Here is a 23,941-nt window from a genome sequence, read left to right on the forward strand (position 1 = left end):
TAAAGGTAATATCCATGACAGTTGTAGGACTTATGGCCCATTTAATCTCTCCACCTAATTTTAAGTCGGCATTACGCGCATTCCCTATTTCAGTTCCTTCCGATTTAGTTGACACTTGTAGTAAATAAGGATTAAATCGAATATTCGTTGACGTGGGTGGTGGAGGAATAATCCCCGTTAATTTTCCCGCATAATCCATGCGCAATGGACTCATCGAACGCGGATGCGGCGACCAAACACTTAATTCATTGCTCGATCTTCTTACCCGAAAGAAATTAATACCCCAATCTTGTGCCTTATTTCCATCTGTTTTGGGGTAACGCAGGGTCTGCCAAGGAATGGCAAATTCTGCCACCCAAGATGAATCACTACGTTGGGTTCTGACACGGTACAATCCATCCCAATCAATATCAAAAGCTCGATCATCAAAAGCCAATAGATCTCGTTGCGCTCCATAGGCATTCGATTGTAAAACAAGCGCATTCCGTTTATCATTAAACCCATCGATTGCAATACCGAATAAGTCGTTCTCAGTAAAGGTATAATCACGTTTTAAATTAGGCGCGCGAAATGCATTTTTGCCAACAGTGTCTTTTAGGATAGCAGCTACATAAAGAAATTGGTGATTATAAAGCATTTTCACCGTTGAATTAAACGAAGCCTTGAGCCCTTGAAAAGGCTCCACTTGAAAATCCAGATTTACAGATGGCGCGTTTTGCCACTCAGTTTCATCCAAAAGCCCATCCGCTTTTAAACTGCTTTCAATTTTTAATGGCTGAAATTCTTTCTGTGGATTTAGCGGCTTAAAAACCTCCTGTGAAAAACCACAAAAAGATATGAGAAGAAAAAGATAACGCATTTATTTTTTGATGAAGGATAAGCTACACAAACGGAAAAAAATAGGCAATCCGACTAACAACATAGGCCAAAACTGAAAACCGCACCAGACGATTCCTAGTAGACTAAAAACCGTAACCATATGAATGTAAAACTTCCACTTGACTGGATTCTGCACAAACCAAATCACGAGTGGAAAATTCAAAGGGAACAACATGAGCGAAGCTGGATTGTAAGCCATCACTTCATGATTGGTCGCAGTGCCTAAGAAAAATATGAACCAGGCTAATAAGCCAAAAACAGTAAATAAAGCTACATCCGCGGCAAAAGGAAAAGAATTTTTGTATGATAAAAAGCCAACAAGTAAAGTTAGCAAACCCAATATCAGGTAGGGACCTATGAAATCAAAACTTTTAGTCCCTGCAGCTTCCGCATCAAATAAACTCACCGGATTAGCAGACAATCCTTTGGACAAATTCGTAGCCGAGGATAAATTATCTGGTAAATAACAAGACTGATAGGCTGTTGCTGTAACATTGGAAGGAACACCTAAGGCTAGATTCATACCCAAAGTCACCCAAGAATTAGGAGCTAAGTACTTGTTCATCCAATCTCGATATGATTTTCCCTCGAGCGTAGGATTTTGCGTCCAGCGGTATTTTCCAGGGGCATTTTTTTCAATCATATCCCGTATCCGCGTGGAACAATTATCATAGAAGAATTTATAAGCATACTCCCTGTTCTCCGGCAATAAATTCGTTTCTAAATCTTTAAGAATGGCATTTTTCTGTAGCGAATCAAGCTCAAGCTTTTGAGCAATCATCCCCCTCTTTTCATACTGTATATTGTAATTAAACTCGTCCTGCATGGAATGCACCGAAATGGTATAGGGCAATGTACCCATCAAAAATTTCAGATAGAAATTCTCTGTGTTGAAATTAAATGTTCCATAACTATAGGCTCGATCAATCCCGTTACTTGGATCGTTAATCCATAAAATCGTATGACCAAAAGCCGAATGCAATTCATTTCCAGGTGCCACAGTAACTAAAACCACTTCCGCTTTAGAACTCAACTGAGCTTTAGCAGCGATAGAAATCAGTAAAAAAAATAGAAACTTTTTCATTTATTTTCCTGAAATAACAATCACAATTTCACCACGTACTTTATCTGGATGGGCACTAAAATAAGCCAATACCTCGGCTGCTGTACCACGGACCATTTGCTCATGCATTTTACTTAATTCGCGAGCCACCATCACTGGCCGATCAGCTCCTACAAATTCGACCATTTGTTCCAATGCCTTCACTAAACGATGTGGAGATTCATACAAAACCGTTGTCCGCTCCTCTTCCGCGATGGCCTTCCAACGGGTTTGTCGGCCTTTTTTATGCGGCAAAAACCCTTCAAATACAAAACGATCTATCGGAAATCCTGAATTGACTAAGGCTGGAATTAGGGCCGTAGATCCCGGTAGCGTCTCCACTTCGATACCCTGTTCTACGCAGGCTTTCACCAATAAAAATCCAGGATCTGATATGCCGGGAGTACCTGCGTCTGAAATCAACGCTAATGATTTACCCTCTTTAATTAGTTTAACAATGCCCGCCACACCGGCATGCTCGTTGTGCGCATGATGGGCATAAAGAGGTTTGGAGATATTTAAATGCTTTAACAAAGTCCCCGATGTCCGTGTATCTTCTGCCAATATCGCGTCCACTTCACTAAGAACACGAATCGCCCGTAAAGTAATATCTTCCAAATTGCCGATAGGCGTAGGGACCAAATATAATTTCATACTCGAAATTTAGCCAAAATTGATAGAAACAAAAAAAGCGAAACTTGCGCTTCGCTTTTGGTAGAGAGTGAGGGATTCGAACCCCCGGACCTGTAACAGTCAACAGTTTTCAAGACTGCCGCAATCGACCACTCTGCCAACTCTCTGTCTCGTAATGAGAATGCAAAAGTAAGGTCTTTTTGTACATTTTGCAATACGTGAACTGATAATTTTAGATATTTTTTAAGACAAAATCACTTTTACCCTGAAAATCAAGACTCTCCGGAATCCACGAAATTAAAATACCAGCCTTTCCCATCTTGCGAAAATAGGTCATCTGCCGCTTCGCAAACTGATGAATGGCCACCTCTAATCCTTCTTCAAAACGTTCACGCGATATTTCCCCACGTAAATACTGGACAATCCATTTATACTCCAATCCCAAGCGTATAAAATCTGCTTCCGCTGCGCCTTGAGCTAATAATCCTTCCACTTCCTCAATTAAACCCGCTGCTAGTCGAGCTTGGAATCGAGAAGAAATTCGCTCACGACGAATACCTAATTCCGGATTCAAACCAAAAACACGGTAAGGAAAATCGAATAAAATAGGCTCCTCTAAAAAATGAGGAACATGTGAAAAGGAATAATTGGCCAATAAAGCCTCGATATACAAACCCGTCCCACCGCACAAAATAGGCTGTTTTCCACGTCTGAGTACCTCTTGTATCGCATCGATGGCCTCTTTCTGAAAATGAGCTACCGAATAATGATCTCCCAATGTATGATGATCAATCAAGTGATAAGGTACATCACCGTACTCAAGTAGATCTTTCCCTGTACCAATATCCAGGCCTTTGTATATTTGCCGCGAATCAGCTGAGATTATTTCACCATCTAAGCGTTTAGCTAGGTCAACCGCCAATGCCGTCTTGCCACTCGCGGTTGGCCCCAATAAAACCAATAGGCTAGTTGGCATAATAATTTCTCAATTTTAAATTCCCTTTCGTCCAAACTTCCGCATCCGCAAATTGCGTAACAGCAACCCGTTTACCATCAACTAATTTGAATAACAAAGGTGGAGTCTTTTCAATCACTTTAAATCCAATGCTCAAAAATCCCTTTCCCGAACTCCAATCCAAATCAATATACGTCATCACATTTTGTACTGGATGAATCGCACGATAAGCGTCCAGAAATTTGGTAATACCACCAACTAAACGAATGGACGACAAGGTGGCTAATTTGATTAACTCACCTGATAACTCCCCTTCCATACCTGCCTCCTTCATGACCATGGGTTTTCCAAAAACAGCCACGCCAACTAATGGATTTCCCTCCCAAGAAAATTCGCTTCCAATACCACGGAATTGTCGGTGCGGTGGCACCACACAACCTACATAAAGTGCTCCTTTAGAAAATCCCATGAGGTGATTGGCATCCAAAAAATTGCGCGCAGCCTCAGCAGAAATAGGTACAATGCGGGTATCTCGAGCAAAAACCGATTTTAATGGCTTGGTTAATCCTGTCAAAAATTGCATCACTTGTGGATGCCGAGTCGTCCATATATCTTCCCAAATTTCTATGGCACCAGAATGATTATTCATTGGCAATCGTACTTCCATCCCAACGTAATTCGCATAGATTTCAATGCCTACATCCGCATGTATCCAGTGATCTAATTCAGATCCGACACGCCTAAAGCCGAGTAGATGAATGTTTTTATTTAACTCTTCCTGAAACATTTTGACAGAATAAGTCCTAAAGATACAGTAGAAAAGAACGTAATTTAGCTTTGAAATAAAAAACTAATATCATTATGGATTACAGATTTGAGGCGAGTAGAAAAGAAGTATCAACTTTTACAAATCAAGAATTACGGGATAACTTTTTGATTGAGCGTATATTTTCCGCTGATCAAATAAATTTGACGTATTCAATATATGACCGCATGATTATCGGCGGAGCCATGCCAGTCGCCAAAACCTTGCATTTACCTAATCCGGAGAAACTCCGCGCTACATATTTCTTGGAGCGACGCGAATTGGGTATCATCAATGTGGGCGGCAAAGGTACCATTACAGCAGACGGTGTGGCGTTTAGCGTTGATAAATTAGGAGCTGTGTATGTGGGTAGAGGAACTAAAGAAGTGAGTTTTAGCTCTGATTCCAGTGAAAATCCAGCCTTATTTTACCTACTTTCTTCTCCTGCCCACGCAAATTATCCATGTGCCAAACTCGATAAAGAACAAGTACAAACGGTTGTCCTGGGAACCTTAGAAACCTCTAATCACCGAACAATCTACAAATACATTCACAATGAGGGGATTCAATCTTGCCAACTCGTCATGGGCTTGACAATCCTTGAACCAGGTTCTATTTGGAATACAATGCCGGCACACGTACATGACCGACGAATGGAAGCTTATTTATACTTTGATGTAACACCTGGGCATGCAGTTTTGCATTTGATGGGAGAAACCACAGAAACGAAACACATGTGGGTACATAATCACCAAGCTATCATTTCTCCTCCTTGGTCAATTCATAGTGGCGCTGGAACAAAAAATTATTCCTTTATCTGGGGCATGGCTGGTGAAAACAAGGATTACACCGACATGGATTTTGCTGAAATTTCTGACTTACGTTAATATGAAAAAATCAATTTTCTCAATCCTCCTGCTGATAGGGGGATTTGTTTTACATGGCCAAAACTATTCCGAACGCATGTCGGCCAGCATCATGCACACCCATCCCGATTCAATTACCGTCAAATTGGGCAAACCTGCCGGATGGGATTACGAGCAAGGGCTTTTGTTGAAAGCTTTGGAAAAAATGTACCAGCGCACGGGAGATGCCAAATATTTCAACTACATCAAGAAGAACATCGACAGCTTTGTTGATGAACTAGGGAACATTCGCACCTACCATTTCAATGAATTTAATTCGGACAATATTACGACAGGGCGCATGCTGCTGTATTTATATCAAGAATTAGGGGATGTCCGTTATAAGAAAGCGGCCGACAAACTACGTGCACAAATCACAGCTCAACCGCGCGATTCAGACGGCGGATTTTGGCATAAGCAACGCTATCCAAATCAAATGTGGTTGGACGGATTATACATGTTGGAGCCCTTCTATGCCGAATATGGCACCATAACCGGGGAAGATAACTGGGCGGACATTATCAAGCAATTTGAATTGATGTATAAAGGTGCGCTAGATGCTAAAACAGGACTTTTAATTCATGCCTATGACCAAGCGCGTGTCCAACCTTGGGCCGATAAAAAAACGGGGCATTCGCCTAATTTCTGGGGAAGATCGATGGGATGGTATGAAATGGCCTTAGTGGATGTATTGGATTATATGCCTGCGAATCACCCTGGGCGCAAGATTTTAATCAAGCAATTGCAAGAATTATCTGCTGCTTTGCTTAAAATTCAAGATTCTACCTCTGGCCTTTGGTATCAAGTACCTAATTTTCCAGGGCGTAAAGGAAATTATTTAGAAGCATCTGCAGCGAATATGTTTATTTATGCTTTTGCCAAAGGGGCTCGCAAAGGATATTTGCCTGCTTCCTATTTAGCAGCCGCTGAAAAAGCGTATGTAGGAGCTGTGAAAAACTTCATCTCAACAGATGCAGCAGGGTATATTCACTTAGAGAAAACGGTGAGCGTTGGTGGATTAGGCGGTGTACCGTACCGAGACGGATCGTATGCATACTACTTAAGTGAGCCACTTAAGCAAGACGACCTAAAAGGAGTTGGGCCATTCATCCTTGCGTCATTAGAAATTGAAATTGCCAAAGAACTTGGCGTAGGCAAAGGCAAGAAAGTGGTTTTAGATTATTTCTTTAATCATGAGACTAAAAATGGCCAACGGTTTCACTATACGTGGGAAGATCGCAAAGATTCAGGTTTCCATTTATGGGGAATTCAATTTGAGCAGTTGGGTGCCTCTTTAGATTCGTTGGGTGTTTCACCTACCCGTGAAAACTTGAAAGGCGCATCTGTGTACATTATCGTAGATCCAGATTCCCCTAAAGAAACAGCGAAACCGAATTACATGAATGCCAAAGCTGCAGATGAAATTGAGGCTTGGGTAAAAGCAGGTGGGAATTTAATTTTATTGGCTAATGATACAACGAATTGCGAAATACCTCAATTCAACATCTTGGCACGTCGTTTCGGTATTGAATTTGTCGCACCAAATTTAAACTTTGTACAAGGGCGTAATTGGGAACAAGGTACGGTGTTAATCGAACCGGGTAATATCGTTTTTGACCCAATAAAAAAGGTCTACATCAAGGAAATCACTACCCTAAAATTATCGGGAACTGCCAAGTCAATAGCAACACTTCAAGGCTATCCGGTCATGGCCGTCGCTCAAGTAGGCAAAGGGAAAGTATTTGCCTTAGGAGATCCATGGTTGTATAATGAGTATACGAATAACCGGAGAACACCGCTGGAATATGAGAATTTCTTAGCGGCTAAAAAACTAGCCGAATACATGTTGAAATAAAATAAAGCCCGGGAGACTGGGCTTTATCTTTTATCAGTTTTGCTGATTTAAATACCGTGGCTTCCCCTTAGCTTTGGCAAAGCTTAAAGCTTTGCCAAAGCTCAAGCAAGAAGTATGCTTTAAGGAAATTGAAATCCAGTCATTTTTTCCAATCGGTCTTTACTGACACGATATTGATTCCAGTTTTTTGAGAGGGTACGCTCGTTCGGAAACAGCACATAAATCACTTCTGTGGGGCTATAAACAGCTTTCCAAACATACATGGGAATAGGGACACCTGAAGCGAGCCGGCCCTTGGCTCCGACACCCCCCGAATAAATCAATAAGGATTGGCCCTTTTTCAAGACTAATTTGCGGCAATAAGCTTCCAGAAATTTGAACGGTCCACGATTCAGTTCGGGTGTCTGAGGAAGCATATTGGACATCAAGAATGTTTCCTCATTTAATGCGTCAGAGGAAGTACGATCTTCTGAATTACACAAATGCCCGCGATCATAACCAGACTCACGGTAATCATCATCATCTACGCGCTTAAATCCACGGGGCAAATCGAGATCCTCTCTAAATCGGTTTGACCGATCAACAGGTCCTACATCTGAAGACTTCAAAGTCCAACCGACCCAATTCGCTCGTCCTTCCGCCCCATTGTACGACATGACATAGCCTTTTTTGACTGCTAAGTAATTTGTCGTAGAAACAGTTGAGGCCCCCGAAATATTGGGGACCCCGACTGGTAAATACGAAAAGAGAATAAATAAAAGATTTAAAATCATTTACGATGGCTGAAAATCCAACTTAATAAATCAGGTTGCTTGAACGCATTATCCCATGAATTATGATTCACTTTGGGATACTCCGAATATTTAATTTCTACGCCTTGGTCTTGAACCGCTTTCACTAATTCACGCGAATGACGTACAGGGACGACAATATCGGCATCACCATGATGTACCCAGAGCGGAACGCGTTTGGCATATTTTGAAACATAGCTTAAATCCGCACCACCGCAAATGGGTGAAGCAGCTGCAAACATTTTGGGATTACGCGAGATTGCTTCCATCGTACCCATACCGCCCATAGAAAGTCCCATGATATACGTTCTTCGTTTGTCATGTTTAATTGATTTGACCAAATCAACGACCGCTTGTAAAGGCCAATTAATAGGCGCTGTATAATCAAAAACAAATGTAGTTGGGACGGTTGACCGATTAATTTGAACGGAGGACCAAAACGAATCTTTCGGACACTGCGGAAAAATAACGATGGCAGGGAAATTAATGCGATTCAATGAGTCCAAAAATACATTTTTACCGTATTTCATTTGCGCCTCATTATCATCTCCACGTTCTCCTGCTCCATGCAGCATAACTAATAATGGGTATTTTTTGCCTGGTTTATAGTCTTTGGGATACAGGATTTGATAAAGTAAAGCTTTACCATCTGCACCCATAAAACTCTTTTTTTCAAATTGCCCGTTTGCTACAAACGAAAATGCAATAAAAAGTAGGATATATTTCAACATTAGTTCGCGCGCTTAATCATGTCAGCCACTGTCAAATCCATCGTTCTTCCCATAGCTTTATTGCCTCTATACGTAACAATTTTCATCACCGTAGCGTCTTTAGGCACAACGACTGCATCATTTACCATTGGATAAAATTGATCAGGATAAGAATGATCAAAGCTATAATGAATCGTTAGGCCGCTTATTTCGGTCGATGGCAATACCGTCAATTCACCCAGCGCATTCCGACTTACCTGAATAATAGGCTCGTACATACTAGGCGCATATTTCTTTTGAGCTACATCAAAACGTGCCATGTGAGATTCAACACGTCCAATAAAATTATCCCAATTACGGTTTTTAGGTTCAGACCAAAGTGCCTCTGCAATGGCAAATGAGCGCGGATAGGTCATGTATTGCAAATGACGGTAATTAAACAATTGCTCCGACCAAAGATTTGCTTGCCCACCTTTCACTAATCTGGCATCGACTCCTGCTGGAACTGGTTCAAAAGCATAGGAATCACGTAACCGAACCGTTTTATATACAGGTGGCTCGATTGCCTTATCTCCTTGCATCAGGTCAATGTACACATGGTTATTAGGTGTCATAATAACTTCGTGGCCATCTTTGGCCGCTTGAATTCCGCCATCCATACCACGCCAAGACATGACAGCGGTACTTTTGGGCAATCCACCACCTTCAAGAATTTCATCCCAACCCATCATGCGCTTGCCTTTGGAAGTGATGATTTTTTCTAATCGACGAACGAAATGAGCTTGTACTTCTTGTGAGTTTTTCAAACCCAATTCTTTACGCATGGCTAAAATCTGCGGATTTTTATCCCAATAGTTCTTCGGGCACTCATCACCACCCATGTGGATGTATTCAAATGGAAATAAGGATGAAACCTCACCCATCACCTGATCTAAAAAGGTATAGACCTTTTCATTGGCCGGACAAAGCGTGTTATCCTGTAAAGCTTCTGGATGACCATGTGACCAATCAATAAACGGCTCACCTGAGATAACTTGATAATTGACCGCATCAGGCGTACAAGAAAGCTCGGGATACGAAGCTACAGCAGCCATTGAGTGACCCGGAACGTCAATTTCTGGCATGATGTTTACGAAACGATCTTGACCATATTTAACAATTTCCTTAATTTCTTCTTGCGTATAAAACCCTCCATATGTGCGTGGTTCGTTGGGAAGCGGCTTAGAAAAGTCGGTAAAGTGTCCAACTTTTTTGACATTAAACGCCCCTTTTTTCGTCAAATTGGGAAATGATTTAATCTCGACACGCCAGCCCTCATCGTCTGTTAAATGCCAGTGTAACACATTATATTTATAGGCGACCATTTCATCAATAAATTGCTTCACTTCCTCTTTTGTGAAGAAATGACGGGAAACGTCTAGCATCATGCCACGCCAAGCAAAACGGGGTGCATCTACGATGTTCACATACGGAACTTTCCAAGAAACACCTGCAACAGCTTGTTTTGATTCAATTTCCTTTGGTAATAATTGAATTAATGTTTGAATACCATAAAAAATACCAACAGGCTTGTTGGCCCGAATATGAACGCCCTTCGCATCAGAAATCAAGGAATAGCCTTCATTTCCTAGCGCCGCATCTGGCTTTGAATTTAGGGTAAATCGGATAGCGGCCATGGAGGCCGAGGAACTTTGATCAGGTAGCCATTGAACTTTTTTACCGGCGACTTGCGTCAACTTCGAAGTTAGATGCGCGTAAATTGTCGTAAGTTCAGTGGATTTAGGCCCAGCAAGCACGAGGGAATTTCCAAGTGCGAAGGCTCCTTTACTAAATGTTGCTTGGGTTGGAGCAGGAATAATGGCTGGATTTTGGGCCAAAAGACTAGTTGAAAACAAACAAGTCATCCCCCATAAGGTTAATTTTTTAAGCATGTTGAATAGGTTTAATTAAGAAATTAAAGTTGACGCTAATTGCCATAAATTCCAAATCGTTTTTTATTTTTGCAGGTAATAAGCATTATATACGAACAAAACCATGAATGAATCTGCTACCCTTGCTGCTCAGCAAGTGGAATTATCACACGCTATTGATACGGTTTGGGTTGCCCTGTGTGCAGCACTAATTTTTCAAATGGAAGGAGGTTTTGCCTTATTGGAGGCAGGATTTGTCCGGTCGAAAAACGCCGTAAGTATTATCGCCAAAGTCATGATTGACATCATGTTTGGAGGTATCGCCTTCTATTTAGTTGGCTTCGGAATCGCCTATGGAAAATCAAATGGCTATTGGGCCTTTGATATTGGAATCATGTCGGGTGATTTAGGATTAGGTCTTACGATCTCCAACTCATTATTCTGGTTCATCCAAATGGGATTCGCTGTTGCAGCTATTTCCATCGTTTCTGGTGGTGTGGCTGAACGTATGAAAATGTGGTCCTATGCTGTTTATGTGGTCATATTTAGTGCCTTTTTATATCCGTTGGCGGCCAACTGGGTTTGGAATCCAAACGGATGGTTGGCCTTACGCGGCTTCAATGATTTTGCGGGATCGGCGGCTATTCACTCGATGGGTGGTTTTGCCGCTTTGGCAGGAGCTATTGTATTGGGACCACGTTTAGGGAAATACAATGAAGATGGAACACCCAATGCCATTCCGGGTCATAATTTAACCTTATCTGCCGTGGGCGCCTTTATACTGTGGTTTGGTTGGTTTGGATTTAATCCCGGCTCTACTTTAGGAGCTGTGGGCAAATGGGATTTAATTGGTTCTGTGGCAACGAACACCTTCTTAGCGTCTGCATCTGGAGGAGTTGCGACCATGTTTTACACGTTTATGCGCTATAAGAAAGTGGATATTACGATGGTGATCAATGGGGTTTTGGCAGGTTTAGTTGCCATTACAGCTGGTTGCAATGTGGTTAGTGCGGATTCTGCCTTGATTATTGGTTTTATTGCGGGTACAATTGTGGACATCGCGGTGGTAGTTGTGGACAAAATGAAAGTTGACGATCCGGTAGGTGCTGTTGCCGTACATGGTGTGAATGGTTTCTTTGGTACCATTGCGGTGGGTTTATTCTCTCAAAAGAATGGATTATTTATCACGGGAGAATCTGCACAATTCATCACGCAATTGATCGGAGTTTCCGTTATCTCGATATTCTCATTTACCTCTACGTATGCGATATTCATGGCCTTGAAGAAGACGATGGGTATTCGATTGAGTCATAAAGAAGAATCAGCGGGAATTGATGCGGTAGAGTTTGGTGTGGAATCGTATACAACATTTGAATAAGAACCATGAAAAAGATAGAAGCAATTGTTAAGCCGTCGAAATTAAAGGCCATTCAAAAGGGCTTAATTGACGCAAATATTCCATGTATGACCGTGGTTCCGGTTCGAGGGGCTGGGCTCCAACAAGGCTATTCGGAAATTTACCGTGGTACTGAAAAGTCGATGATTTTATTACCTAAGGTGATGATTATCTGTGTGGTGAGCGATGAAAACTTAGAAAAGTGTATTGATGTCATCTTGGATAATGCCTCTGAGGGCAATGTAGGTGATGGCAAAATCTTCGTCTACGATGTGCAAGACGCGATTCGGATAAGAACAAAGACGAGAGGGGTTGAGGCGATTAGGTAATCAGTGGTCAGTAATCAGTAGTCAGTGGTCAGTAATTAGTATTAAGTTCACTGAGTGCGATAGTGTCATTAAATGGTCCGGAGTCAATCTATCAAAAGTTTGATTTCGGACTAATTTTTACTGAATACTGACCACTGACTACTGATTACTGACCACTGACTACTGACCACTGACTAGCTTCACCACCTTCATCCGCACAAACATCTCCTCGCTATACCAATCATACTGCCGAGTCTTCTTGATCATCGGGGCATGTTCTTTGCTCTGATACGCAAACTGATCTAAGTTTGACGCAGATTCCCAAAGTGAAAACGTTGCTTGCTCGAATAAAGGTAACTCCCCTACGCCTTTGGCATATGTTAAACCTTTTTTCCCTTCCAAATGCTTACTCGCAGAAGGCACGTTCCACCAGAATAAAAGGGCTTTATGCCAACGAATACTGGCGCGCGTAATCACGGCCACAGGTCCATCCCAAGCCTCATTAGGAGCTGAAAAATCAAAAGGCTGCAAGGAATTCCAAGTCCCTTTTCCCTTGAATGGAATGGCATCCCAACCCGATATTTGATTTGCAGGGGACGAATAGGATAACCAGCGCGCATCATGCTGAAAGAATTCACTGGCATGTTCAGGAGACTCCCAAACGCCCAACCATGCATATAAACCGAAATTAGGCCAAATCGAAAAACCATTTCCTGCACCTGTTCCCAAATGCTTCGAAAAGACAAGTCCAGGCGCTGACCATCCCGAAACGAGCGAGCGACCCATTTCTGCAAATGCATGACGCCTGGCAGAAAAGCCGCTAAACTCTATAAAACGAATGGTAATGAATTGACCAGACATAAAAAGATTTAAGCAAACGAATTTACAAGGAATGTAGATTAAAATTCGATTTCAAACCTAATTTAAAATTATAACTAAAAAATTAGTTGAAAATATTTTGTAACTAAATTTTTAGTTATACATTTGTCCCAAGCAAAAGAAAAACACATGAAAAAACTCACGCAAGCAGAAGAACAAATCATGCAAGTTATTTGGAACCTACCTGATGGTGGCTTTCTAAAAGACATCATCGAATTATTACCAGAACCCAAAGCACATTCGAACACCATAGCCACGTTATTAAAAATTCTTGTTGAAAAGGAATTTGTTCAAATCTCCAATCCAAATCGAAACAATTTGTACTCCGCCAAAATCAGTAAATCTGAATATTCAGGCTTACGCATGGCCGGCCTTACGGATTCCTTTTTCGAAGGATCTTATGCAAACGTCGTTTCATTTTTAGTGGACAAAAACCAAATGTCCATTGACGACCTAGAAACCTTAATCCAACAACTAAAATCAAAGCAAAATGACTAGCTCTGCCATTTTCATCTATGTCTTGAAATCGATTGCCCTATCCGGCATTTGCTTTGGCTACTATACGGTGTTCTTGAAAAACACACTGCTACATCAATACAATCGATTTTATTTATTGGCCACCTTACTCATCTCGCTCGTTGGCCCTTTCGTCCAATTGGATTTTTTCCATGTAAATGAAGATCAAGTGTCTGGCATAGGTCAAACGATGATTTATTTGAATGAAATCCAACGTACTCCTGAAGTCCAACAAACTGATTGGAATTTCATTGCCTTACGTTTTTCGGCAGGAATTTCTACCCTGCTCCTAGCTTATCTGGCATTTGGCATCATTAAAATCTACCAAATAAAACGAACGCATCAAGTCAAATCGTCAGATGGTATTGAAATCATCGAAACTGATTTGGAAAATGCACCATTCTCTTTCCTCAACCTACTTTTTTGGAAAAAATCCATCGATTTATCGAGTGAGCATGGGCAAAAAATATTCCAACATGAATTAGCGCATATTCGTCAAAAACATAGTTATGATCGCTTGTTTTGCCAACTAACCGCATCCATTGCTTGGTTCAACCCTCTCCACTGGCTAATCCAAAAAGAGCTTCAAAACATTCACGAATTTATCGCAGATCGCGAAGCCATTCAACATGGCGATGTACAAACTTTTGCCAAAATGATGCTGCAGTCTCATTATGGAAACGAATTTTTAAACCCGAGTCATTCTTTTTATTATTCATCTCTAAAACGTAGAATTATGTTACTAACAACCTCAAAAAACCCCAAATACGTTTACTTCAGAAAAGTATCCGTGTTGCCGATTTTGGCTGCTGCCATGGCATTATTTTCCATTCAAGTGAATGCCCAAGAAAAAAAGCCAAAGAAACAAAAAGGTGCAACCTATATGGTGACCATGGGTGCTGATTCGACTACATTTTCAGACCCTAAATCAGGTAAAAAAGTGTTTTCCGTAGCTACAAAAGATATGCCACCTCCCCCAGCACCAGCCAATGCCCCAACACCACCAACTCCACCTAAAGGAATTCAACATTTGGCAGTTTTCGTAGATGCAATTGCTCTAGACTCCAATACATTTGAATTTAAAAACAAAAAAAATGGTACCACATTCATGGCAACAAGAGTCGCAAACGGAAGTGGGCCGAGCGGAAAACCGATGCAAATTAAAGTAGATTCTGTCTCATTTGTTTCCGTCCCAACAGACAAAATAAAACCACTCATTGTTGTGAATGGTACAATTATGAAAGATCTAGATTTGAACAAAATAAACCCAAATGCCATTGAATCCATCAATGTACTAAAGGGTGCGAAAGCGCTAGCTAAATATGCTGATCAAGGCGCGAACGGTGTAGTTGAAATTACAACTAAAAAATAAGGATAACACTTTAGTTTAATGAATGAATAAAACCCACTTGAACTTCAGGTGGGTTTTATCGTTCAAGCTAATCTTACTTTCCTATACAGAACTTCCCAAAGATATTCTTCAACAAGTCATCATTCGATATCTGCCCCGTAATCTCGCCTAAATCATGTAAGGCATAGCGAAGGTCTTGCGCAATCAAATCACCTGTCAATCCGGTTCGCAATCCGCGAAGTACAGATTCTAATGTTTCTTGCGTTTGTAAGAGATGTTGGTAATGACGCAAATTAGTCACCAAAGTTCCTCCCGTACTTACTTGATCCAAGCCTACCACATCGAGTAAAGCCTTCTCTAAGTCGGCCAGGCCATCTTTATTTTTTGCCGAAAGGCAAATCAACGAAGGTAATTCTTGTACGATTGCTTGTAATGATTCCGCGGTTACTTGATCTTTCTTATTCAATATCTGAATAATAGGAATAGCTAAATCCCCTAAAGCTTCTACCCCAGCCTGAATCGATGCGGGCGTTTCCGTCGTCGCATCCGCCATATAAATAACAACCTGCGCTTTCTTCACCCATGCTTGCGTTCGCTCCACACCCATCGCCTCAATCACATCTTCGGTTTCACGCAACCCTGCCGTATCGATCAAACGGAATTTTATTCCGCCCAATACCCACGAATCTTCCAAACTATCCCGCGTCGTTCCTGCAATGTCCGAAACAATCGCACGCTCCTCGTTTAACAAAGCATTTAATAGGGTGGATTTCCCAGCGTTTGGTTTACCCACAATCACTGTGGCGACACCATTTTTAATGGCATTTCCAGCTCGGAAACTGTCAACAAGCGGTCGGATCGCTACTAACAATTGATTCACCAAATCTTCCAGATCTTTACGATCCGCAAATTCCACATCCTCCTCACCGAAGTCCAATTCCAATTCAATCAAAGATGCAAAATGGATCAACTGCTCACGTAAAGCCGCTAATTCATTCGAAAATCCACCGCGTAACTGGTGCAATGCCGCCGCTTGCGCCGCCGCTGAATCGGCCGCAATCACATCCGCAACCGCTTCTGCTTGCGCCAAATCAAAGGCACCATGCATAAAAGCCCGTTGGGTAAACTCCCCAGCCCGCGCTAAACGCGCACCTTTCTCCACAAATAATTGAATAATACTCTCCTGAATAAACGGAGAACCATGACACGATATCTCCACCACATCCTCTTTAGTATAACTCTTTGGGGCAATGTATAAACTCACTACCACCTCGTCATATACCCGACCAGCATCCTCAATCCGACCATAATGAATCGTATGAGACGCCTGTTTCGTTAAGTCTTTGGGCTTGAATACAGCATTCACGAGGGGAATCGAATCAGGCCCGGATAAACGGATAACCCCAATCGCCCCCACCCCTGCGGGTGTCGCCAATGCCACAATCGTGTCGTGAAATAACATTAAAGTAGGTTTTGAAGCTTCATCGCTACCGACATATCGCCGGAGATCTTCACTTTACCCGTCATCACAGCCATCAATGGATTCAAATCGCCGGTCAATAATCCCGCAAAATTCTCTTCTGTCGTTGCAATAGTGCAATCCGCGTCTACATTCTCATTCGTTACCGTACCGTCCGAATTAACTACAATAATGCCTGAAGGAAAAGCAAATTTAAATGATACGCCTTGACCACCCTTTTGAGTAGCTAAAGCTGTAATACGCTCGTTGATTTCTTGAAATGTCATGTTTTTATTAGTTTAAAACACAAAACTACTACTTAAATCTCCCGATGACAAATTACCTTGAAGTCGCAAAATTGACAACTCGCAATATCTTTCGTTTTTTCAAATGGAATTAATGGGTCTAAAATTCGATGCACCCAACTGCGAATTAACTCAACTGAATCTGTTTGAAATGAAGCCAACGATTGACCTTCCTCGAACCACAATCCCTTTTCCTCATGTAACACGTGAGCATCCAAATTTCGAAAAGAAATAATTCCTGGCTGTATTTCAAGACCCTCTTTTGAAATACGTGCAAACATATCCACATTCTGCTCCGATGGATTACCCAACTCAGCAGCAAACAAAAACTTATAAAACCACAATTGGAATAACTTCGCTTTGAAATTCTCCGATGTCAACGTATCCATCAAGCCCAAATCACTAACCTTTAAATCTTTCTTCTCGACTTTCCCCGTCTTGTAATCGATAATCCGATAGGTATTTCCCACGCGGTCCAAACGGTCCACGCGTCCCGTTAATTTGACTTCAACATCCTCTTGACCATATTCTACAGACACACGCGTTTCAAACTTCTTCTCTGTGGCAATTAATTGAACACGTTCCGCTGCCCAAGCTGTTTCCGCCAAATAATATTGTTCTAAAATTGTCTTAGCAACTTCCTTTAAAATAAAATTAAAGCCCTTTTCCAACTCATATACCCCCTCACGCGCTTGAATGCTCAACATGGCATCGTCTAGATATTTATCCAGTTTAGCCAAACGTTCTGATACATTCGATTGATCATACCAACCATCCGCTTCATTTAAAATCTCCCCATCTACGATTTCCAATACCTTATGCACCCACGTGCCAAAGACATCCGCCCCCATCTCATCCTCTGCCTCCTGGTCTTTGCGCAAATTCAATATCTGACTGTAATAATACTTCAAACTGCAGGTCGAAAACATGGCAATACTTGAAGGCGACAATCCGCGCCCAGCCAAATTCGCTTTAACTTGCTTTAGGATATCTTCTGTTTTTTCAATCCGGGTGTCGCCAACAACCTCTCCAGCGGTTGATGTACTAAATTGAATCATCGGCTCATGCCAATCCAATGCAGGATTTTTAGACTTCCAATCAAATTGAAGCTGCTTAATGAACCGACTCATTTCTTTGACACTCGATTTTTCAGATGGCATCACATAGAGCAAATGTACTTCGCGTGGCCGCTGAAGGAGTCGGTGAAAGTGATACGACGCCACCGCATCCGCCTGCGTAAACGTAGGTAAATCAAACGTCGACATGGAGGCAATATCCAATGGAATTAAACTTTCCCGCTTTCTAGTTCCAGGTAAACTACCCTCATTCAACGACAAAATGATCACACGATCAAAATCTAAGGTTCGTGTTTCCAACAAGCCCATGACATGTAAACTGCGATTCTCAGCTCCCTCAAAAGTCAATTTCTGCAGCTGGACCATTTGCGTCAATAATAACGAACCACTCTTGAAGGAAATTGGGTCATGTCCTGAGAGTGATTTTTGAATCGTTTCCAGCACGGAAATTACCTGACTAATCGCCTGCGTATCTTCATCCCACTCTTTGGCAGGAATGGAACGCAACATTTTATCGGCAATGAATAGAAAATCGGCCAACAAACCATTAAAATCACCTTCTTGAAATATTCGTTTCCAAACAGGTTCTGAGGCAACTAACGTAGCTAAATCAGTGCTGGATGCATAGAGTTTATGTTGGCCACAGAATGTGATAAAATCTTTTTTCATCACATCCGTTTGTACATGTCGACTCAATGGATGCCTAATAAATTCTTGAAAAGCCGCCATGGAAATACGCCCATCAGCATGCATTTTTTTGATTTTAAACCATTTGGTCATCCACGAAAAAATAGCCGTTTTCTTCAGCGAATAACCCATGGTGATATTTAAGCGATCCTTAAATTCACCAATAAACAACAAAACTTGATCCAACAAACCCTCATCCGCTAACACCAAAGCCACCTGTTCCTCCGATCCATGTTCTGCTTGCCATTTTCGAATCGTATCCAAAGCAATGAATACCTGAGCACTCGGATTAGCGGTTCCAATGAGTTCAACCCGCTTGGGATTCTCCAATAAATCGCGCCCCATCCATTTGAACGGACCACGTGATAAAAACTTGGGAGACTCAGCTTTGGCATAATCACGAAGCCAATGACCAGCCCGATGATATCTATTTTCAATGTAATAGGCATCCGCATCCCAAATTGTTTCTGCCAAATTTTGACGAATCAACAAGCGAATAATTTCCTCTTCCGATTTGGATAAGGCATTAAAACCAATAAAATAGATTTTTTTATAGGATTTGGCTAATGCTCTACCAGCGACTAAGCGATTCACTAAGTCCCGATAGGCCATCCCACGATACGCCAAACCTAAATCTGTTAATCGCGTTTGCAGTCGGCCGTATACCTCCAACAAATGATCGTATAACTTAAAATAGGCCTTCGTATGCGTTGTAATGTACTTCTGCGTATCCTTTTCCCCATAGGTTTCACCCCAGCGTTCCAAGGTTTTCACCTCGGATAAGAAAGCAAACATTTGGCGTGGGTCAACTAAATACATGTCGATGGAATCAAAATCCTTCAACATCAGTTGGCCCCACGTAATAAATCGATCAAAATCTACTTGTGCATCCACTTCCTTGAAACATGAATATGCTTCAAGTAGCAATTGAATTGGGTCCACTAATTCCGACTGCGTCATCTGCAACGCAAACTCCTCAATGGTATGAAAATGTGGTGCCAAAAATGGCCGATCACCTAAATAGGCTAACTCTTTTTTAAGGTATAAAACACCACGCTGGGAGGGCATGACCACCGCAATATCTTGCAGCTCATCTATCCCATGTTCCGCCCACAAATGCTCAGCCGTCTTCCTTAAAAATGTCTTCATCAACCTACAAATTCCCTTTTTTCATTTCTTTTACCGCATAATCAACAGCACGTGCCGTAAGCGCCATGTAAGTCAGTGAAGGGTTCTGCGTCGAAGTTGAAGTCATACATGCCCCATCTGTTACGAACACATTTTTTACCGCATGCATTTGATTCCATTTATTCAACATCGATGTTTTCGGATCTGCGCCCATACGCACGCCACCCATCTCATGAATATCTAATCCGGGCGCTTGTTTTGAATCACGGGTACGAATGTTGGTAAATCCAGCTTTGGTATACATCTCCGTAAATTGCTCGATAAAATCCTTGACCATTTTATCATCATTATCGTCATAGGAAACATCCATGTGCATTAATGGCAAGCCATGTGCATCTTTCTTCGTAGGATCTAGGGTTATTTTATTCGTCTCTTTGGGAATCGTTTCTCCCATCATGTGCGATCCAGCATACCAATTGGTATTCAGCTTCGGATTCAATAACGAGTTCTTTAAGCTTTCACCGACAGATTCACGATCAGTATGCGTTCCTCTACCCGCACTCATTCCCGCCGCATAGCCTCGCAAGAAGTTTGTCTCTTGCTTGTACAAATTACGGAAACGTGGAATGTAACCAGATGTAGGACGAGAACCCGCTGTTTTTGTATCTGCATAGCCCTCAAATTCGGCCGATAAAGATGCACGGTAATTGTGAAATGCCACATATTTACCCAATACCCCACTGTCATTTCCGAGACCATCTGGAAAACGAACCGACTTAGAATTCAATAAAATCGCATTGGTATTTAGAGCTGCCGCTGTTACAAAAATCACTTTCGCGTAGTATTCAACCATCTCATTCGTATGCGCATCGATCACGCGAACACCAATCGCCTTCCCTTTTTTCGAATCATAAATAACCGAATCAACGATTGAATCCGGACGTAAAGTCATATTTCCCGTCTTCGCAGCCCATGGCAACGTAGAAGCATTCGAACTAAAATACCCGCCATACGGACAGCCGCGTTGGCATAAATTCCGACTCATGCACCGACCGCGACCTTGTTGGTAATGTATCTCCCTCGGCTCCGACAAATGGGCACAACGCGCCACAATTACATGGCGGTCTTGATACATCCTTTTAACTTCTTTTTGAAAGTGTTTTTCAACACATGTCAACTCGTAAGGAGGTAAAAAGTCGCCATCTGGCAAGGAATCTAAACCATCTTTATTTCCTGAAATACCCGCAAAATATTCTACATACGAATACCATGGATCAATATCTTTATAGTCAATTGGCCAAGGCGTTGCAAATCCATCCCGTGCCGGACCTTCAAAATCGAATTGAGACCAACGTTGTGTTTGGCGAGCCCAAAGCAAAGATTTACCTCCTACTTGGTAGCCACGAATCCAGTCAAATGGCTTGTCTTGTACATACGGATGCTCCGCATCCTTCACCATAAAATGCTTCGCATCTTCCTTGAACGCATAACATTTACTTACAACCGGGTTGGCTGCAATCTCCTCGTTGGTTAATCGGCCCCGATGCTCAAACTCCCATGGACTCATCAAGGTTGTTGGGTAGTCTTCGTTATGCGTCACTTTCCGACCACGTTCCAATACCAACGTTTTGATACCTTTATCACAAAACTCTTTGGCAGCCCATCCACCAGCTACTCCTGAACCAATGACAATTGCACCATAGGTTCGCTTTTCAGCATGCTTTAAAATCTCCATTATTTATTTTTTGACAGGTACGCACGGATTCCAAAAACCGGGTGCCATTTGATAATTTAAATGATTAACTAAAACGTATTCCGTGCTCGTATAGCCCTGAATCGTCAGTCCTTTCAAGGTAGCCATCGCTTTTTGCGCCTCTGTCCCAAACTGACCTTTCTCTAATAAAAATAAAAACTGCTCTTTTTCAGCGGCCGTTGCGGCTGCAAGCGCATGCCCATTTTCGGTTTGAAACCAAGCAGGTATTTGACCTAATACGTTTTGAAAAGTTGTTTGTGCAGCTGGTTCGTAACAATCTTTGAGCATCGTTTTGACAAACGCTGAAACACCTAGACTGACAGCTCCTGGAATTTTTGATTCTGGAATAATCGCTCCCATCCATAGGTTTAAGGATGCTTCATCAATAGCCGAAAGGGCTAGCGTTTTCCCAGAATTTTGTGCAGTTAATGAGTAGGAAACTACGGAACCTAAGGTGGCTAAGGCCATTCCTTTGATCCAATCCCGACGGGTAGTAAAATTCATGTTTAATAGGATAAAATTATACCTACAAACATATCAAAATTTAATCAAATAAAAGCCACTTAACCCCATAGGCAAAACTTCTTCGCATAGCAGGATATAAATAAGCTACATAATGGTTATCTGTAATTAAGCCCTGAGCGGCATTCGCATATTTGAAAAATAAGCGAACCCGATTGATACGTAAACTTAGATAGGGGTCAACCTGTACGAATGCGGGTAATTTAACTTGATTTTGTAAGTGAAATTGTTGGGTCCCCGGCATGTAGGCATCACCGTAATATGCCGACAAATAATGTGCGTCTAGCCCGATTTGAACATAAAGTAGTTTCTTGTATTGCACATTTACAGCCAGATTCGCATTTGCTGCCAAATTCGGCATACGCATCACATCAGGTCCCGTCAACGTGTTAGCAAAAACATTCGTATTCCATTCCACGCGCCCACGTTCTCCACCCCAAGCTAATCCCGTGCGAAATACACCGAGTCCCTTAGACTCTTGACGCACATTGGCTAGGCTATCAAAATACACCCAATTCCCAATTCGCTGAATCGTAACCGAGGGTTTAAAATACATTTTCGCATTTCCGATTGCGATCCCTCCTTCCAACTGATCAAATGAAATTTGATTCAAGCCTTTATCCCAGCGATAAGAAGAATTGTACATCCAAGTTTGGGCAATACTTGGACTCGACGAAGTCCGTTGGGCTTGCACATAAAACCAAGGCGACTCAAACTTAGCCTTTAATTGATAATCTGACCCGATCAAATATTCCCCCTCAGCGGTAAAATCAACAGTTTCGGTGAATTTTTGATGTAACCAAAGCCCTACATAATTTTCGAGTCTGCTTTTCGTCACTTCAGTTAGCGGATTACTGACAGACCAATAGCGCTGACGCACATGCGCGCGGTATGTAAACTTTCTAAACACGCCCTTCAATCCCGTTTGATGACTGAATGATTGCCAATTATTCTCGTTATACAACGAATCTGACGCGGGTGGCTGAATGTAGTTAATGTACGTTTTAGGGTAAAAACGTTTCCCTAAATTATTCTCAAAATCTAAATCTCTGAATTTGACTTGTCGGCTTTCCACATCCAAACGCTGAAACAACTGCAATCCCTTGAATCCAATAAACTCTTGATAGACATGGAATTTCAAAAACTTATCATTGGTCTGTGTCTTCGCAGCAGTCAAATACGCGGTATTGTCGACATACTTCAACGCCTGAATAGGCGTGAGTTCATTGATTAACATAATTCCACCCTGATCATTTACACCATGATCGTAGTAATTAATATGAGCTAAAATCCGATAGCGATCAGAACGGGAACGGTAATTCGTATGAACTAAAAATCCCCACTGGCCTGTCAAATTAATATTACGTGCCTTAAAAGCATCATCCGTAAATGCTTTGTCGGAAACGAGTCGTTGTAATTCAACACCGACATTCCATAGTGAATCGATGTTTCTCGAAAATGAAAAGTTTAGCCGTGTTTGGCCACCGGCACCGTCATTAAATTCCACGTCTGAATAAGGAGATTTGGTATTGTAATAACGAACTTTTTCAGGCGTGAAAGCATAGGAAGAATAGACATTATAGCCTAATTGTGTACCTAATGCAGCCGTAACAGGGGTAAAAATAGACCGAGTGGCGGTTCCATCTGAACCCAAATTCGTCTGCAAAAAGCCACTCCTTTCTTGAATTAAATAGCGATGAAATAAATGCAAAGTAGTATCGATACGGCGCTTAACGAGCCGACTATCCATCACGTCTTGTTCTAGAAAATAATGTAAAGACTCTGGACCGTAAATTTGTTTGGTGGAGTCATCTAAAGCGGCACGACCCGATTTCTGAGGTCCTTGTGCTTGCGTTGCTGTGGTAGGTGTTGTTGGAAATCCCCCATTCGTGTTAATTCCTCCATTCGTATTAATCCCCCCATTTCCCATGGGATTATTTGGGTTGGGAAATTGACCTATACTTTGAAAGGTAATGAGTCCAAAAATAAATACGAGGAATCGGATTTTCACGCCGT

At 41.9% G+C, this 23,941-nt stretch carries 21 protein-coding genes and 1 tRNA gene; 6 read left to right on the forward strand and 16 right to left on the reverse strand.

Going from position 1 to position 23,941, the window contains the following annotated elements:
- From ACIQ6T_RS08875 to ACIQ6T_RS08900, 6 genes are all read right to left on the reverse strand, one after another.
- Nucleotides 1-859: carbohydrate binding family 9 domain-containing protein (locus tag ACIQ6T_RS08875; RefSeq protein WP_395785549.1), on the reverse strand; the 859-nt coding region annotated here is incomplete at its 3' end.
- A complete protein-coding gene (locus ACIQ6T_RS08880) occupies nucleotides 860-1,963 on the reverse strand; it encodes a DUF4105 domain-containing protein (protein ID WP_395785551.1) in 1,104 nt (367 codons plus the stop codon).
- Nucleotides 1,964-2,635, reverse strand: coding sequence for a 16S rRNA (cytidine(1402)-2'-O)-methyltransferase (gene rsmI, locus ACIQ6T_RS08885; RefSeq protein WP_395785553.1), 672 nt, complete (start codon nucleotides 2,633-2,635; stop codon nucleotides 1,964-1,966). It abuts the gene before it with no gap.
- Nucleotides 2,636-2,693: 58 nt separating this feature from the next.
- A tRNA-Ser gene (locus tag ACIQ6T_RS08890) sits at nucleotides 2,694-2,781 on the reverse strand.
- Nucleotides 2,782-2,846: 65 nt separating this feature from the next.
- Complete coding sequence (locus tag ACIQ6T_RS08895; protein WP_395785555.1) at nucleotides 2,847-3,590, reverse strand: tRNA (adenosine(37)-N6)-dimethylallyltransferase; 744 nt, start codon at nucleotides 3,588-3,590, stop codon at nucleotides 2,847-2,849.
- Nucleotides 3,580-4,356 carry a hypothetical protein gene (locus tag ACIQ6T_RS08900; RefSeq protein WP_395785557.1) on the reverse strand — a complete coding sequence of 259 codons (777 nt, stop codon included), beginning with the start codon at nucleotides 4,354-4,356 and terminating at the stop codon, nucleotides 3,580-3,582. The genes ACIQ6T_RS08895 and ACIQ6T_RS08900 overlap by 11 nt, the downstream gene beginning before the upstream one ends.
- 74 nt (nucleotides 4,357-4,430) lie before the next feature.
- Here ACIQ6T_RS08900 and kduI point away from each other — a divergent pair, with 74 nt between their 5' ends.
- Both kduI and ACIQ6T_RS08910 read left to right on the forward strand, forming a co-directional pair.
- Nucleotides 4,431-5,261 carry a 5-dehydro-4-deoxy-D-glucuronate isomerase gene (gene kduI / locus ACIQ6T_RS08905; RefSeq protein ID WP_395785559.1) on the forward strand — a complete coding sequence of 277 codons (831 nt, stop codon included), beginning with the start codon at nucleotides 4,431-4,433 and terminating at the stop codon, nucleotides 5,259-5,261.
- 1 nt (nucleotide 5,262) lies between these two features.
- Nucleotides 5,263-7,134, forward strand: coding sequence for a glycoside hydrolase family 88 protein (locus tag ACIQ6T_RS08910; protein WP_395785561.1), 1,872 nt, complete (start codon nucleotides 5,263-5,265; stop codon nucleotides 7,132-7,134).
- 119 nt (nucleotides 7,135-7,253) lie between these two features.
- Here ACIQ6T_RS08910 and ACIQ6T_RS08915 read toward each other — a convergent pair whose 3' ends face one another.
- The 3 genes from ACIQ6T_RS08915 to ACIQ6T_RS08925 are packed head-to-tail and all read right to left on the reverse strand — an operon-like array spanning nucleotide 7,254 to nucleotide 10,566.
- Nucleotides 7,254-7,907 carry a DNA/RNA non-specific endonuclease gene (locus tag ACIQ6T_RS08915; RefSeq protein ID WP_395785563.1) on the reverse strand — a complete coding sequence of 218 codons (654 nt, stop codon included), beginning with the start codon at nucleotides 7,905-7,907 and terminating at the stop codon, nucleotides 7,254-7,256.
- Entirely contained in the window at nucleotides 7,904-8,656 is a 753-nt protein-coding gene (locus ACIQ6T_RS08920) for a prolyl oligopeptidase family serine peptidase (RefSeq protein ID WP_395785565.1), read from the reverse strand. The genes ACIQ6T_RS08915 and ACIQ6T_RS08920 overlap by 4 nt, the downstream gene beginning before the upstream one ends.
- On the reverse strand, nucleotides 8,656-10,566 hold the full coding sequence (locus ACIQ6T_RS08925; RefSeq protein WP_395785567.1) for a beta-N-acetylhexosaminidase: 1,911 nt from the start codon (nucleotides 10,564-10,566) through the stop codon (nucleotides 8,656-8,658). The genes ACIQ6T_RS08920 and ACIQ6T_RS08925 overlap by 1 nt, the downstream gene beginning before the upstream one ends.
- A 103-nt stretch (nucleotides 10,567-10,669) precedes the next feature.
- On the opposite strand from ACIQ6T_RS08925, the gene ACIQ6T_RS08930 reads away from it, so the two are divergent.
- A complete protein-coding gene (locus tag ACIQ6T_RS08930; protein WP_395785569.1) occupies nucleotides 10,670-11,923 on the forward strand; it encodes an ammonium transporter in 1,254 nt (417 codons plus the stop codon).
- Between the two features lie 5 nt (nucleotides 11,924-11,928).
- A complete protein-coding gene (locus ACIQ6T_RS08935) occupies nucleotides 11,929-12,270 on the forward strand; it encodes a P-II family nitrogen regulator (protein WP_395785571.1) in 342 nt (113 codons plus the stop codon).
- Nucleotides 12,271-12,429: 159 nt separating this feature from the next.
- Here ACIQ6T_RS08935 and ACIQ6T_RS08940 read toward each other — a convergent pair whose 3' ends face one another.
- Nucleotides 12,430-13,110 carry a spheroidene monooxygenase gene (locus ACIQ6T_RS08940; protein ID WP_395785573.1) on the reverse strand — a complete coding sequence of 227 codons (681 nt, stop codon included), beginning with the start codon at nucleotides 13,108-13,110 and terminating at the stop codon, nucleotides 12,430-12,432.
- 147 nt (nucleotides 13,111-13,257) lie between these two features.
- On the opposite strand from ACIQ6T_RS08940, the gene ACIQ6T_RS08945 reads away from it, so the two are divergent.
- Both ACIQ6T_RS08945 and ACIQ6T_RS08950 read left to right on the forward strand, forming a co-directional pair.
- Nucleotides 13,258-13,626: a BlaI/MecI/CopY family transcriptional regulator gene (locus ACIQ6T_RS08945; protein ID WP_395785575.1), complete on the forward strand. Its 369-nt coding sequence runs from the start codon at nucleotides 13,258-13,260 to the stop codon at nucleotides 13,624-13,626.
- Nucleotides 13,619-15,016, forward strand: a complete 1,398-nt coding sequence (locus ACIQ6T_RS08950) for a M56 family metallopeptidase (RefSeq protein ID WP_395785577.1) — start codon at nucleotides 13,619-13,621, stop codon at nucleotides 15,014-15,016. Before ACIQ6T_RS08945 ends, ACIQ6T_RS08950 begins: the two co-directional genes overlap by 8 nt.
- Nucleotides 15,017-15,089: 73 nt before the next feature.
- On the opposite strand, the gene mnmE is transcribed toward ACIQ6T_RS08950, so the two are convergent.
- Genes mnmE through ACIQ6T_RS08980 form a run of 6 tightly spaced genes read right to left on the reverse strand, consistent with a single transcriptional unit; the run spans nucleotide 15,090 to nucleotide 23,936 of the window.
- Complete coding sequence (gene mnmE / locus ACIQ6T_RS08955) at nucleotides 15,090-16,457, reverse strand: tRNA uridine-5-carboxymethylaminomethyl(34) synthesis GTPase MnmE (protein WP_395785579.1); 1,368 nt, start codon at nucleotides 16,455-16,457, stop codon at nucleotides 15,090-15,092.
- The gene (locus ACIQ6T_RS08960; RefSeq protein WP_395785581.1) at nucleotides 16,457-16,741 is read right to left on the reverse strand and encodes an SCP2 sterol-binding domain-containing protein; all 285 of its coding nucleotides are present in this window, start codon (nucleotides 16,739-16,741) and stop codon (nucleotides 16,457-16,459) included. The genes mnmE and ACIQ6T_RS08960 overlap by 1 nt, the downstream gene beginning before the upstream one ends.
- A gap of 32 nt (nucleotides 16,742-16,773) precedes the next feature.
- Nucleotides 16,774-19,671: a PD-(D/E)XK nuclease family protein gene (locus ACIQ6T_RS08965; protein ID WP_395785583.1), complete on the reverse strand. Its 2,898-nt coding sequence runs from the start codon at nucleotides 19,669-19,671 to the stop codon at nucleotides 16,774-16,776.
- Nucleotides 19,672-19,675: 4 nt separating this feature from the next.
- A complete protein-coding gene (locus ACIQ6T_RS08970) occupies nucleotides 19,676-21,385 on the reverse strand; it encodes a GMC oxidoreductase (protein WP_395785585.1) in 1,710 nt (569 codons plus the stop codon).
- 3 nt (nucleotides 21,386-21,388) lie between these two features.
- Entirely contained in the window at nucleotides 21,389-21,907 is a 519-nt protein-coding gene (locus tag ACIQ6T_RS08975) for a gluconate 2-dehydrogenase subunit 3 family protein (protein WP_395785587.1), read from the reverse strand.
- A 40-nt stretch (nucleotides 21,908-21,947) separates the two neighbouring features.
- The gene (locus ACIQ6T_RS08980; protein ID WP_395785589.1) at nucleotides 21,948-23,936 is read right to left on the reverse strand and encodes a putative porin; all 1,989 of its coding nucleotides are present in this window, start codon (nucleotides 23,934-23,936) and stop codon (nucleotides 21,948-21,950) included.
- Nucleotides 23,937-23,941 lie beyond the last annotated feature (5 nt).

The sequence above is a fragment of the Aquirufa sp. genome (genome assembly GCF_044377215.1).
GTDB lineage: Bacteria > Bacteroidota > Bacteroidia > Cytophagales > Spirosomataceae > Aquirufa.

Excerpts from the sequence above, each read along its gene's own strand:
- ACIQ6T_RS08880 (WP_395785551.1), bottom strand. The coding sequence starts at position 1,963 with ATGAAAAAGTTTCTATTTTTTTTACTGATTTCTATCGCTGCTAAAGCT.
- rsmI (WP_395785553.1), bottom strand. The coding sequence starts at position 2,635 with ATGAAATTATATTTGGTCCCTACGCCTATCGGCAATTTGGAAGATATT.
- ACIQ6T_RS08895 (WP_395785555.1), bottom strand. The coding sequence starts at position 3,590 with ATGCCAACTAGCCTATTGGTTTTATTGGGGCCAACCGCGAGTGGCAAG.
- ACIQ6T_RS08900 (WP_395785557.1), bottom strand. The coding sequence starts at position 4,356 with ATGTTTCAGGAAGAGTTAAATAAAAACATTCATCTACTCGGCTTTAGG.
- kduI (WP_395785559.1), top strand. The coding sequence starts at position 4,431 with ATGGATTACAGATTTGAGGCGAGTAGAAAAGAAGTATCAACTTTTACA.
- ACIQ6T_RS08910 (WP_395785561.1), top strand. The coding sequence starts at position 5,263 with ATGAAAAAATCAATTTTCTCAATCCTCCTGCTGATAGGGGGATTTGTT.
- ACIQ6T_RS08915 (WP_395785563.1), bottom strand. The coding sequence starts at position 7,907 with ATGATTTTAAATCTTTTATTTATTCTCTTTTCGTATTTACCAGTCGGG.
- ACIQ6T_RS08920 (WP_395785565.1), bottom strand. The coding sequence starts at position 8,656 with ATGTTGAAATATATCCTACTTTTTATTGCATTTTCGTTTGTAGCAAAC.
- ACIQ6T_RS08925 (WP_395785567.1), bottom strand. The coding sequence starts at position 10,566 with ATGCTTAAAAAATTAACCTTATGGGGGATGACTTGTTTGTTTTCAACT.
- ACIQ6T_RS08930 (WP_395785569.1), top strand. The coding sequence starts at position 10,670 with ATGAATGAATCTGCTACCCTTGCTGCTCAGCAAGTGGAATTATCACAC.
- ACIQ6T_RS08935 (WP_395785571.1), top strand. The coding sequence starts at position 11,929 with ATGAAAAAGATAGAAGCAATTGTTAAGCCGTCGAAATTAAAGGCCATT.
- ACIQ6T_RS08940 (WP_395785573.1), bottom strand. The coding sequence starts at position 13,110 with ATGTCTGGTCAATTCATTACCATTCGTTTTATAGAGTTTAGCGGCTTT.
- ACIQ6T_RS08945 (WP_395785575.1), top strand. The coding sequence starts at position 13,258 with ATGAAAAAACTCACGCAAGCAGAAGAACAAATCATGCAAGTTATTTGG.
- ACIQ6T_RS08950 (WP_395785577.1), top strand. The coding sequence starts at position 13,619 with ATGACTAGCTCTGCCATTTTCATCTATGTCTTGAAATCGATTGCCCTA.
- mnmE (WP_395785579.1), bottom strand. The coding sequence starts at position 16,457 with ATGTTATTTCACGACACGATTGTGGCATTGGCGACACCCGCAGGGGTG.
- ACIQ6T_RS08960 (WP_395785581.1), bottom strand. The coding sequence starts at position 16,741 with ATGACATTTCAAGAAATCAACGAGCGTATTACAGCTTTAGCTACTCAA.
- ACIQ6T_RS08965 (WP_395785583.1), bottom strand. The coding sequence starts at position 19,671 with ATGAAGACATTTTTAAGGAAGACGGCTGAGCATTTGTGGGCGGAACAT.
- ACIQ6T_RS08970 (WP_395785585.1), bottom strand. The coding sequence starts at position 21,385 with ATGGAGATTTTAAAGCATGCTGAAAAGCGAACCTATGGTGCAATTGTC.
- ACIQ6T_RS08975 (WP_395785587.1), bottom strand. The coding sequence starts at position 21,907 with ATGAATTTTACTACCCGTCGGGATTGGATCAAAGGAATGGCCTTAGCC.